Source organism: Candidatus Firestonebacteria bacterium RIFOXYD2_FULL_39_29 (assembly GCA_001778375.1).
Lineage (GTDB): Bacteria > Oederibacteriota > D2-FULL-39-29 > D2-FULL-39-29 > D2-FULL-39-29 > D2-FULL-39-29.
The window spans coordinates 47,156-59,333 of the sequence record MFGV01000018.1 but is presented as its reverse complement, the minus strand read 5'-3'; the positions used below and the strand labels follow the sequence as shown (position 1 = coordinate 59,333).

The window sequence follows — 12,178 nt, the reverse complement described above, 5'->3', positions numbered from 1 at the left end:
ATTGGTATAAATTCAACGATTTTGTTTAAGATTTAGTTATTAAGTATATTTTGTTTGTTTAGAATTTAGTGCTTAGACCTTAGTTATTTTCTGTTTAGAGTTTCGAATTTATGCAGGCAAACAAAGGAAAAGCGTTATTTCAAAGGAGTTATTATGCGTATACTCGCAATAGGTCCTCATCCTGACGACATAGAGATTGGTTGCGGCGGCGCTTTGCTCATTGCAAAAGAAAAAAAATATGATATTAATCTTTTGATAATGACCCGGGGGCAGGCCGGCGGTGATTCGGGAAAAAGAATAAAAGAACAGGATAAAGTCGCAAAGATTTTGCATGCAAAATTGCACTGGGGCGGTTTAATAGATACAAGAGTGGAGTTAAATAGAGAACTGATCCAGATTATGGAAAGAGAAATAACTAAAATAAAACCAGATATTATTTTTGTACCTTATAATAATGATACGCATCAGGACCATCGTAATATTTCGACGGCGGTTGTAACAGCTGCCAGATATCAAAAAAATGTGCTTTTTTATGAAGTGCCTTCCTCTATTGAGTTTTTACCGGTAGCTTATGTTAATATAACTTCCGTAATAAATCGCAAGTTCGAGCTCTTGAAGGCGCATTCTTCGCAGGTTCATAAAACAAAAGTTCCCGGACTTAGCATTTTAAAAAATGCGGAAGCTAATGCGATATTTCGCGGAGTTCAAAACCGGGTAAAATACGCCGAGGGTTTTATGCCTCTAAGGCTGGAGCTGACAAAGTTTAGATGATAAAAAAAATACTGTATTTCTCTGCTGGAGCAGGCGCTCTTTATCTTTTAATGCCGTTTGGCGGAACCTGGTTTTATGCTAACAATCTCAGAAGCATCTATGTTCTGCTTCTTGCTTTTCTTCTTGCCGTAATATTTACCCCTCTCGCGATCAAAGTTGCATTTAAATTTAGTATCCTTGATATTCCAAATGACAGAAAGATTCATTTAAAGCCGATACCGAGAATCGGAGGGCTGGCAATATTTCTTGCTTTTCTTATTGCAGTCGGGAGGAATTATCATTTTCCTAAAGAGGTCATAGGCCTTTTGTCCGGGCTGGTACTTGTCTTCGCAGCGGAGTTCCTGGATGATATAAAAAGCAATTCTGCTTTTCTCCGGCTTGGGGCTCAGGTGGTTGCTGTTATTATCCTGATAATATCCGGAGTCTATATTACCGTCATTCCTGAATTTCCGGGTTCTGTCTTTTTTGATTATCTTCTGACCGTATTTTGGGTAGTAGGTATAATTAACGCGGTTAACTTTCTTGACGGGGTCGATGGTCTGGCTGCGGGTCTCGGGATTGTCTCAGGACTCGGTTTTTTTGCAATAATATATATATCCGGACAGCTTGAACTTTCATATCTTCTTCTGGCCTTTCTCGGGGCTTCTATCGGATTTATTCTGTTTAATTTTAAGCCTGCCAAAATATTTTTGGGTGATTCCGGTTCGTCAACTATCGGTTTCCTTCTTGCAAGTTTTTCCATTATTGGAGTATGGGATAAGAATAATGTCATGATAGGTGTGGCAATGCCTGTACTTATTATGGGAATTCCAATATTTGACATGCTTTATACGACCATCTCCAGAATTAAAAACGGTTCTGTCTCTACCTTAAGAGAGTGGATAGAGTTTACCGGTAGAGACCATTTTCACCACCGTTTAATGCATATCGGATTCTCTCAGAAGGCGACGGTGATTTTTCTTTACGTGTTAAATCTAATTCTGGGGCTTTCAGCTCTGGCTTTGACCCGTGCATCAGAGAAAGAAGCTCTGTTATTACTTTTTCAGGCTGTCCTGATATTTGGAATAATAGTTGTCCTTATGAGAGTGGGAAGGAAAGTAGAGTAAGTATAAACTCGAAATTAGAAATTTGAAACTCGAAAAAGAAGCGTTGATAAGATATTTGAGTAAAAATAGAAGAATAAATAGGTTATATCTGTGTCATCGCGGTTAAGATCTGTGCCATCAGTCCAAAAGGTGCTTTTGGACAAATTTTGGAATTGTTAATGTAATTGATATTGTATATAATATAGTAAGTAAAACTGTTTGAGGTTGTTATAATGTATATAATAACCTCAATAATTAGTAGTCATTAGTACTTAGTAATTTGTTTTCAGTGGGGTTTTATGAAACTATCGAAAATAATGCCCAAGGGACCGCCGAAGCCGGTTGAACCGCCTGTGGAAACTGTGCCTTTGGTCCCTGAGTTAAAACCGCCGGGTACGAGCATATTCAAAAGTCCTCTCATTGAGAAAGGACTGTGCTCTTCGGTACCTTGTGGTTCTCCCGTTACTCCTGTTGTTTCCGGTGAACCTAAAAAAGAAATAGAAGTTCCTCAAAGGATTGTGGAAAATAAAACTGTAATTTCTCCTTTTCGTAAAGATGCCGAAAAAAAACGGGCTTTAAGTACCTATAAAATGCTTATAAATTTTTCTCGGGAAACTGTAGCCCTGAATGGCAAAGGTGATTTTGCTGAGGTAAAAAGCAGCGCGGAAAACGTAGTAGAGGTGGTGCTGGAAGAACTTGAAAAAGGTAATGATGAACTTCTTGTTTTGACTGCAAAAACTACAAATGATAATACGATGTATTCTCATTTGTCTAATACTTGTATTCTTGCAATTCGACTAGGGCTGGGTCTTACTTATTCAAAAGAGAAATCACTCTTTCTTGGAACGTCTGCGTTGCTTCACGAAGCCTGGGGCGGGACACATATTGATTTGACAAAAGGAGTCATAAAACAGCGCGACAATGAGAGGCTTACAAGGGAAATTTACGAGCAGATACAGACAAAGGATTTTGCGGGCAGTATTTATGATACTAAAGAGCTTAACGAAATGGCAAAGGTAATAGGTCTTGTTGATATTTATGAAGGTCTGTCCCATCCCCGCAAACTTCGGGAGAGGAAGCTTCCTCATGAGGTGCTTAAAATGTTCATACGGTCCTCTGACGAAGTTTTCGAGCATTCTGTGGTGAAAAAATTAATAGAAGAACTGTCTATCTATCCGCCCGGAAGTTATGTGCGTCTTAACAGCGGTCAAATAGGCTTTGTAATCAAGGCAAATAAAAAATTCCCGACCCGTCCGGTAGTAGAAGTTATTTTTGACAGAGACGGAGTATATCAGGAGAAGCCGCAGTATGTGAATTTACTGGAAAACGCCATGACACAAATAAGTGACGCAGTAGACGAGGATAAACTTTCAGGGCTTGATAAAAAAGGTCTTATGGAAATTTCCATGCACAAATGGTGGACTGAGTGAAACAGATGCTCGGAAGAGCAGATGCGCAGAGGCACAGCAAGTTGAGCAAAGGTATAAATATCTAACCATGAACCCTTTGCGAAATCCGCCTAGGCGGAAGAAGCAAGTGCAGAAAGGGAAGAAAGTGACAAAAACTTGCTATAAGCTTTCGTGATGTGTTTTTGTCATCCTCGAGTGTTTTTATCGGGGATCCAGTGTCTGGTGTTTGTATCAGTGGAATCCTGTAGCTTTGTAATCTCTACGAGAGATCCGCCAAATATAACTGGCGGAAGTGGAATCGAATTTAGAAGGAGATGACTATGATGAAAAAATTATTAGTTCTAATTTCGCTGCTGTTTGTAACGTCAGCAGTGGCTCAGAGTGCAAAAGACATTTCTTCGGATTTTAATAAAAGCTTTACGACCTACACTATTAAAGCCGGAGATACATTAAATATTGTAATTACTCCCACCGACGATCTTTCCAAAGAAGTGCAGGTGCAAAGTGATGGTAAGATAACATTAAAACTTATAGGTGAAATCCAGGCCTCAGGGATAACCTTGAAAGAGCTTTCTAGCAGAATTGAAAAAGAATATGAAAAATACGTTACAAAACCAGTGGTTTCAGTAACATTGAAAGAATTCGGCAAGCGCAAGGTTTATGTCATGGGGCAGGCAAAAGGTTCAGGAAGTTATGATTACCGTGACGGTATTACCGTGCTTGAACTGGTATCTTTAGCGGGCGGCTTTTCAATAGAAGCCGAGCTATCTCAGGTAAAAGTATTCAGGGGCACGGGAGATAAGAGAACCATATTAGAAGTGAACATGGAAGATGTAATAACAAAAGGCGAGCTGAAGAAGGATATTCAACTTAAACCCGATGATATAGTTTATGTTCCGCAAAAAGGTGTGGCCGGCTGGAACTGGTTTTTGAATAATGTAATGCCGACGGTCTACCTTGCATCAACAGTAGTAACGATAATACTGCTTTTCAGGTAAGCGCAGAAAAGAAATTTACGATTTACAATTGACAATTTAATGAAGGCGGGAAAAAGCCCCGCCAAATTGTGAAAAACAGTGAGGGAGTTGAGCAAAGGTTTATATGTAAAACCATGAGTCCTTTGCGAAATCCACCTGGGCTGATAACCTGAGTAACGTGCTACGTGTAACAATAGTTTTAGGTGGTTTTATAAATAATACTACATTAAATTGTCAATTGTAAATATCTTTATGGAAGGAGCCTTAATGGTCATAGAAACAGAAGAGCTGACAATATACGATTACTGGCGTACGTTAACTAAGCATAAATATATTATACTTTTCACTTCTATTGTTCTTCTGGTTGCCACTTATATTTTTACCGACCTGCAAAAGGCAGTCTACAAGGCAAGTTCTTCTATTAAAATAGGTGTGCCGGAAAATAATATGATGATGCCAAGTATGGGCGTGGATACAATCGGCTCGGAAATCAGAATAGTTAAGAGTGAAGATGTGATAAGAAGAGCTCTTATAAAAACCAGATCCAATAAAAGCGTCATGGATGTTATGGGGGAGCTGGAGGTGGAGCAAATCGGTTATTCCAATATGATACAGATTACCGGTTATTCTGATAAAGCAGAAGTAGCCGCTATGCTCGTGAATGCCATTGCGGAATGCTATATAGAAAAGAGTTTTGAAGAAAAAAGCAAGGCAGAAAAAGAGCAGAAAAAATACATTCAGATACAGCTGGCACAGCAGGAGAAGGAACTTTTCAAGGCGGAAGACAGCTTAAAAGTTTTTAAATCCAAAGGCGGTATCTCGGGTATGGCGCAGGCCTATGCCAGTAAGCTTATTGAACTTAATTCCCAGATTTCTGCGCTAAAGCGCCAGTATACGGAAGAGCACCCGGAAGTACAAAAGAAAAAAGAAGAGATAAAGTACGTGGAAGAAAAAATAAAAGACCTGTCGGAACAGGATAGTGAGCTTATAAGACTCAGCAGGGAAGTTTCTATTAATGAATCCCTCTACAATAATCTCAGGACCAAATATCAGGAAGCTGAAATAGCTGAAGCCGGAAAAGTCGAAACTTCGACTATTGTAAACAAAGCCATGGCGGCAAAATATCCTCTAAGGCCGAATAAACAGTTAAATATGATAATTGGTTTGCTTCTCGGTATAATAATAGGCTCGGTGGCGGCGTTTTTCATGGAAAGTCTTGATACCACTATCGGCTCGGTTGAGGATCTGGAAAGCTTTATTGGTCTTCCTGTTGTCGGAATAATTCCCAAAGCCACGGACGAATTGGAAAAAAAAGGCGGACTGCTGGGACGCCTGTTTAAGAAAAAAGATAAAGACGCTTATTTAAAAAGACATCTTATACTCTGGTACTCTCCGAAGTCAGTACTTGTCGAAGCGTATCATACTCTTAGGACAAATATCTCTTTCATGGTGGCTAAAAATAAAAATAAATCATTGATTTTTACAAGCTCTGGTCCTGCGGAAGGTAAGACCTTTTCAATTATTAATTATGCTCTTTCCTCGGCAGAAGCAGGCATGCAGGTGGTGCTGGTGGAAGCGGACTTAAGAAGGCCTTCTATAAATAAGATATTCGGGCTTCCGAGGGAAAACGGGCTTTCCGATGTTTTACTCGGGAATATTACCTGGAAAGAAGCGCTTAAAGGGACTTCCGATATTTTAATGAGCGGGCTCAAACTGGATAATATTATTAAAGTTCCCGGGATTGAGAACCTGAAGATCATTACCTGCGGCAGAATGTACACAAACCCGGTTGATATTATAAGTTCCGCGAGTCTTGATAATTTACTTACGGAACTTAAAGCAAATTTTGATCTGGTTATTTTTGATTGCCCTCCTGTCCTTCTTTTTGCGGATTCCACTATACTTGCTTCAAAAGTTGATGGCGTTGTACTTATATATCAAGCAGGCCGTACTTCCAAACTTGCCTTAAGGCGCGCGAAATCCCAGCTGGATAATGTTCATGCCAATATTCTCGGCATAGTTCTGAACGATGTTAACATTAAAATGATGCCGCATTACGGCAGTTATTATTACAGTTCCAGATACTACAGAGAAGAAAAGAAAGACCCCAAAGATGGCTAAGTATAAGCTGGTTTTTTTTGCAGTATTTGCTCTGATAGCCCTCTTTATCGCCTTTTTAATCCCTCAAGCCAACTCAGGTGTCTTGCTCGGTATAATCCTCGGACTGTTAGTCGGAATAATCGCATTTTTCAGAATAGAGTTTGGAATTTATATTCTTGTTTTTTCCATGATGCTCTCCCCGGAAATCAAGCTTGCTTCTGTTCCCGGACGGGATGTTGTCTTGAGAGTTGATGATTTTATTCTCATTATAGTATTCTTTGCCTGGTTTGCAAAAATAGCTATAGATAAAACAACAGGTCTTCTGAAAAGCTCACCCTTAAATGTCCCTGTTGTAGCTTATACTTTAGCGTGTGTTGTTTTTACCCTGAAAGGAGTAATTATCGGAGATGTAAATTTTGTAAAGGGGTTTTTCTACGTATTGAAGTATGTTGAATACTTTCTGATCTATTTCATGGTCAGCAACGTCGTAAAAGATGAAAAGGAAGTGAAGCGCTATCTCTTTGCAGCGCTTGTAACACTGGTTATTGTAACTGCTTATGGTTATACTCAGCTTGGCTCAGGCCAAAGAATAACTGCGCCTTTTGAAGATCCGATCGGGGTTGTGGCAACTGCCGGTGAACCTGCTAGTTTAGGCGGCTATTTTATTATGGCGTTGGCGATTTTCACAGCTGTCATATTAAACTATAAAAATAAGATAAAAAAACTTCTTGCGTTGGCGGGTTTTGCTTTTATTATGCCGCCTTTTTGGCAAACATTGTCCAGAGCTTCCTATATCGCATTTGGGATAATGATTCTGTTTACTCTGTTTCTAACTAAAAAAAACAGGTTAACGTATTTCTTAGTATTACTTGCGGCGGTTGTCATTGTGCCTTTGATTCTCCCTGCAAACATTACCGAACGGGTGCGTGAAACCTTTCAAGGCAGGCAGATAGACACAGGAGCGGGAAAAGTTAATTTTGATGAATCAAGTATGGCCAGAATTGAGAGCTGGAAGAATCTCGTAACAGTGAAGCTTCCAAAGCATCTGCTTACCGGCTATGGTGTGACCGGAGTAAGTTTTATTGACGGTCAATATTTTACAGTGCTTGGCGAAGTTGGCATTATCGGGTTTGCATTGTTTTGCTGGATGGTTTTTGCCATTTACAAAATGGGCTACAAGACGTACAAAATATGTCAGACTGAGTTTACAAAATCAATTGCTTTTGGATTTTCCGTTTCTTTCATTGCACTTTTATTTCACGCTCTGACCGCGAATACTTTTATTATCGTAAGAGTTATGGAACCTTTCTGGTTTTTATCGGCGTTGGTTGCTGTATTATATAGGGAAAGTTCTAAAAACATCGATGTAAAGCTTCACTGAAATAATAGTAGATTTGATATTGCAGGATATAAATAGTGTTTTTGTCAATAAATGAAAATACGATCAGATAAAGAAAAGGAAACGAAAAATAATGAATAATATAAAGGAAGAACATTTAAATATAAGAATTGCCAAAGGAATGGCGTGGAATTATATTAACAAAATATTAGAATTTGGTCTTGCCGCTTGTTTCTCGATAATTGTAGGGCGGACTCTTGGTCCGAAGACATATGGAACGTATAATCTAATAATGACTTTTGCCGCCACCTTGCTTCTTTTCTTTTCGTTTGGTTTTGAATCTGTTTTGAACAAGTTTGTTCCGCAGCTTAATAGAGCTGAATCTTACGGGAAAATGCATAATCTATATAAAAATCTATTAATAATACGATTTGCAATATTATTGGTTATATCTGTTATGGTGTATTTTGCAGATTCTTTTTTTTCTGACTATTTTTCGGAAAAAGCTTTCTTAAGCTACCGCCTTTTGATTGTAGGTATTTTGCTGTCTATAGGATTAAGAGATATGGTACTGGCATATTTTACTTCGCTATTGAAGATACGCGAGCTTACCATAATTAAAACAATTTCACAAGTATTCGGATTAGTATTGGTAGGATCTCTATTCTTGTTGTTTACACCTTCCCTTTTGTATGCTTTATGGTCATTTCTGTTTTCTGTTGTGTTTATATTGTTCATGGGACTGATGATTTATAAACGTTCCCCTGTGCAAATAGAACCACTGTATGATAAAACAATGAATAATGAGATATTAAAATTTGGTTTTTATATTTGGCTTATAAATCTTTCTACATTTTTGATAAATGGACAGATTAACATTCTCTTATTAGGAGCTTTGTTAAAAGATACTTTGCAGGTCGGATACTACTCCACAGCATTGCTTTTTGGATATTTACCCGGTATTTTTATCTCTGCTTTGGCTGGTATATTTTTGCCAATTCTTTCAGAAGTTAGTTCGAAACATGGAAAAGAAGGTTTAAGCAAAATAATTAATGGATTAGCTAAAATGTTAATAATAACTCTGATACCTGTTATATTATTTTTAGGGTGGTTTGCGCATCCTATAATAATGGTTGTGTTAGGAGAGAAATATCTGCCCAGTGTGCAGCTGGTTCAGATTTATACAATGTTTAGTGCGTTGGGAGTCCTGGCGTTAACACATTTGGCTACAAATACTCTTTACACGGTGGGGCAAGAGAAAAAGGTACTTGTAATTCGAGTTGTATGCGGTGTTATAAATATCGGTTTGGTATTTATTTTAGTGCCATATTTAGGCGCAGTAGGTGCAATTCTGGCTTTTTGCATTTCTGTGATAATAACGCAATTTATTGAGTTTATAGTAGTTTCTATGAATGTTCGGAAATTTTATCCGTTGGTATTTTCTATAAAAGTATTGGTGGGCTCGATTTGTAGCTTGTTCATTATAAGTTATTTGGAGGCTGGAGGAATATATAGTTTAGGTATAAGTTTTGTTGTTTATGTTGGTTTAATAATGCTGTTTTGCAAAATTCTTTTTCTTTTTTCTGAAAGTGATAAGAAGCTTCTGTTAAGTCTTCACCCGTTTAGTGCCTTTATTGTCAGGTGGTTATGATAGAATAGTTGAAATTATATATTTAAAAGTTGATTAAAATACTAAATTAATTACTAAGGAGAATATTTGAACAAAGCGAATAAAATGTTCTTGATGTTAATTCTGGTAGTTGTTTTTTACCAGATTTGTTATATCTTTAATACAAGTTTTATTGCTAATAATATTCGATATTTTGTTTTATTTGATGATGCGATGATCTCAATGAGGTTTGCCGAGAATTTGGCAAATGGAAATGGTCTTGTATGGAATAAGGGAGAGCTGGTTGAAGGGTTTACAAACCCGCTTTGGGTCGTCTTAATGAGTATTTTTCATATTTTTCATGTAACTAAAGAGAAAATATCGCTATTTGTTCAATTAAGCGGGGCAATATTTACAGTCCTTAATATTCTCATTATAAAAAAAATATCAGACAAGATATTTAAAAATACTTACATATCTTTTGGTGCCTGTGTATTGTTTTCCTTTTATCTTCCATCAATAATGTGGTCTTTGAGTGGAATGGAAGTCAGTTTACTGACTTTAACGCTTTGTTGTTCGGTTTATTTATTACTTGTTTCAATAGAAAAAGACAAGCAAGATTATAAATATTTATTATTGCTGGGTATTGGCACATTTATTCGGATTGATTTCATTGTGCCGGCTTTTGCTTTGATTTTGACCGGTTGTTTAATATTAAAAGAAAAAAGGATAAGTAGTTTGTTGAGGGCATCACTGATAATAGTTACATTTGCAGCTGTTCAGACAAGCTTAAGATATTTGTATTATGGCGAAATATTCCCAAATACTTATTATTTGAAAATGACCGGTTTTCCAGTAGATTTAAGATTGCTTAGAGGACTGTTTTATTATCTGGTGTTTATACTGAAATTTGGATTGCTAGTTTGTATAGCCTGTATAATAGTGTCACGCAAGTTTTGGATAAATAAAATGCATTTATTGCTTTGGCCTATTCTATCAGTTATGGCATATAGTATTTATGTCGGAGGGGATGCGTGGGATAACTGGGGCGGTGCAAATAGATATATTTCAGTTGCCATGCCATTATTATTTATTTTTCTTTCCGGTAGTATGTATTTTTTAACGAAAATACTGGAAAAATATATTAGAGGTAAGCCCATTATCTGGAGAAGTAAAGCAAGAAAGCTTCTTTGGGTTATACTATTGATTATTGTCTGTAGCTGGTATAGTGAGGCTTATGCTTGGGCATTATGGGGTCAAACTACGAGGTATATCCCTGTTGCCATGTTTTTGCTTTGCGTGCTTATTTTAGGCTGCATATTCTTAAATACGAGACAATTGGGACATTTATTGAAAAATAAAATAGTTGTATTTTATATGTTATTAATTTTAATGCTAACAATTAGAATTAATTCTTTTAATGGGATAGATTCTCTGAAAGATCTGATTTTGTGTGGTGAGAATTATTATGCAATTGATAGTGTTAGAATGGTATCAATAGCAAATAATATAAAAGAGACAACGAACAAAGAAGCCAAAATTGCAGTTGTATGGGCAGGCTCTATTCCGTATTTTTCGGAAAGATATAGCGTAGATTTATTGGGAAAAAACGACAAGAAAATAGCAAGAGAAAAAATGCATATTTTACAGGATGTTCCTGTATATAAAAAATTTTATCCTGGACATCTTAAGTGGGACTATCAATATTCTGTAGGGAAGCAAAGGCCGGATGTTATTGCTCAATTATGGAAAAATCAAGCGGAAGCTAAAAGCATTATGGGGATGAATTATATTTTGAAAATTATGGACGGAGAAAAACTCTATTATCTGAAGAATTCAAAAAATGTATTATGGGATAAAATAATATAGGATGATGTGTTTGTTTAATAAGGAGAACAGCTCGGATGAATATTCTGTTGGCTTATGGTGAATCTATAAACACTACCGGTAATTATTTTAAAAAAGCTTTTGAAAAAAGACATAACGTAAGCTATATTGGGGATAATAAAAATTGCCCAGATATAAATCAATATATAAGCAAATTGTCATCGAAACCGGATGTATTTATATATATTGATGGCCTTTTTATTTTACCGCGGGGTATAGAAAAATTAGATTGCCCTACGGTATGTTATTTGATTGATGTCCATATAGATTTGAAGATAAGAAGGGAAGTATCTAAATTCTTTGATTATATATTTATTGCGCAAAAAGACTATATTGAAGAATTTAAAATATTGGGAAATAAAAATGTGTTTTGGTTGCCGCTTGCATGTGATCAGGATATTCATAAAGAATTAAAATTGGATAGAATATATGATATTGGTTTTGTTGGTCATTTGGGTGCTGCAAAGTCAAAACGCAGTATTTTATTAGAAAAGCTTTCAAGAAAATATAAAATGAATGATTTTAAATCGTCTGTTCCTTTTTCGAAAATATCAGAAGTTTATAGTCAATCAAAAATAGCTGTAAACATTGCGGCGAAAGGTGATTTAAATATGAGGGTGTTTGAAGTTATGGCTGCCGGTACTCTTCTGCTCACGGAGAAAATTAGCAACGGGCAGGATGAATTATTTGAAGATAAAAAAAATTTGATTTATTATGACGAGAATACGTTGATGGAGTTAATTGATTATTATTTAAAGAATGTTAAAGAACGAGAAAGAATTGCTAAAGTTGGGCAGGAATTGGTTTTATCTGAGTATACTTACGAGATACGTGCTAATAAGATATTAAGCATAATTGAAGAAGGTTCGAAAAAGGAATGTTCTATCTTGCGGAACGCTTCAAAATCTAAAATATCTTATGTTTATTTTAAAATATATGCTAGATTAAGATTGCTTGGATTGCTTTTAAAGGAGTTTTTGAGGTATATTGGAGTATTGTGA

At 36.5% G+C, this 12,178-nt stretch carries 9 protein-coding genes; all 9 read left to right on the top strand.

The annotated features are described in order from the left end of the window. The first annotated feature begins 153 nt into the window (after positions 1 to 153). Positions 154 to 771 (top strand): hypothetical protein, encoded by a 618-nt coding sequence (locus A2536_02805; GenBank protein OGF47686.1) that lies wholly within the window; start codon positions 154 to 156, stop codon positions 769 to 771. 50 nt (positions 772 to 821) lie between these two features. Then, positions 822 to 1,877, top strand: coding sequence for a hypothetical protein (locus A2536_02800; GenBank protein OGF47713.1), 1,056 nt, complete (start codon positions 822 to 824; stop codon positions 1,875 to 1,877). 278 nt (positions 1,878 to 2,155) lie between these two features. Then, complete coding sequence (locus A2536_02795; GenBank protein OGF47685.1) at positions 2,156 to 3,286, top strand: hypothetical protein; 1,131 nt, start codon at positions 2,156 to 2,158, stop codon at positions 3,284 to 3,286. A 299-nt stretch (positions 3,287 to 3,585) separates the two neighbouring features. Next, positions 3,586 to 4,263, top strand: a complete 678-nt coding sequence (locus A2536_02790; GenBank protein ID OGF47684.1) for a hypothetical protein — start codon at positions 3,586 to 3,588, stop codon at positions 4,261 to 4,263. Positions 4,264 to 4,509: 246 nt separating this feature from the next. After that, complete coding sequence (locus A2536_02785) at positions 4,510 to 6,363, top strand: hypothetical protein (GenBank protein ID OGF47683.1); 1,854 nt, start codon at positions 4,510 to 4,512, stop codon at positions 6,361 to 6,363. Further along, positions 6,356 to 7,723: a hypothetical protein gene (locus A2536_02780; protein ID OGF47682.1), complete on the top strand. Its 1,368-nt coding sequence runs from the start codon at positions 6,356 to 6,358 to the stop codon at positions 7,721 to 7,723. The genes A2536_02785 and A2536_02780 overlap by 8 nt, the downstream gene beginning before the upstream one ends. A 91-nt stretch (positions 7,724 to 7,814) precedes the next feature. Continuing rightward, positions 7,815 to 9,332, top strand: a complete 1,518-nt coding sequence (locus tag A2536_02775; GenBank protein ID OGF47681.1) for a hypothetical protein — start codon at positions 7,815 to 7,817, stop codon at positions 9,330 to 9,332. 66 nt (positions 9,333 to 9,398) lie between these two features. Further along, positions 9,399 to 11,159, top strand: coding sequence for a hypothetical protein (locus A2536_02770; protein ID OGF47680.1), 1,761 nt, complete (start codon positions 9,399 to 9,401; stop codon positions 11,157 to 11,159). A 35-nt stretch (positions 11,160 to 11,194) separates the two neighbouring features. Next, on the top strand, positions 11,195 to 12,178 hold the full coding sequence (locus A2536_02765) for a hypothetical protein (protein OGF47679.1): 984 nt from the start codon (positions 11,195 to 11,197) through the stop codon (positions 12,176 to 12,178).

Excerpts from the sequence above, each read along its gene's own strand:
- A2536_02795 (OGF47685.1), top strand. The coding sequence starts at position 2,156 with ATGAAACTATCGAAAATAATGCCCAAGGGACCGCCGAAGCCGGTTGAA.
- A2536_02805 (OGF47686.1), top strand. The coding sequence starts at position 154 with ATGCGTATACTCGCAATAGGTCCTCATCCTGACGACATAGAGATTGGT.
- A2536_02780 (OGF47682.1), top strand. The coding sequence starts at position 6,356 with ATGGCTAAGTATAAGCTGGTTTTTTTTGCAGTATTTGCTCTGATAGCC.
- A2536_02785 (OGF47683.1), top strand. The coding sequence starts at position 4,510 with ATGGTCATAGAAACAGAAGAGCTGACAATATACGATTACTGGCGTACG.
- A2536_02775 (OGF47681.1), top strand. The coding sequence starts at position 7,815 with ATGAATAATATAAAGGAAGAACATTTAAATATAAGAATTGCCAAAGGA.
- A2536_02790 (OGF47684.1), top strand. The coding sequence starts at position 3,586 with ATGATGAAAAAATTATTAGTTCTAATTTCGCTGCTGTTTGTAACGTCA.
- A2536_02765 (OGF47679.1), top strand. The coding sequence starts at position 11,195 with ATGAATATTCTGTTGGCTTATGGTGAATCTATAAACACTACCGGTAAT.
- A2536_02800 (OGF47713.1), top strand. The coding sequence starts at position 822 with ATGCCGTTTGGCGGAACCTGGTTTTATGCTAACAATCTCAGAAGCATC.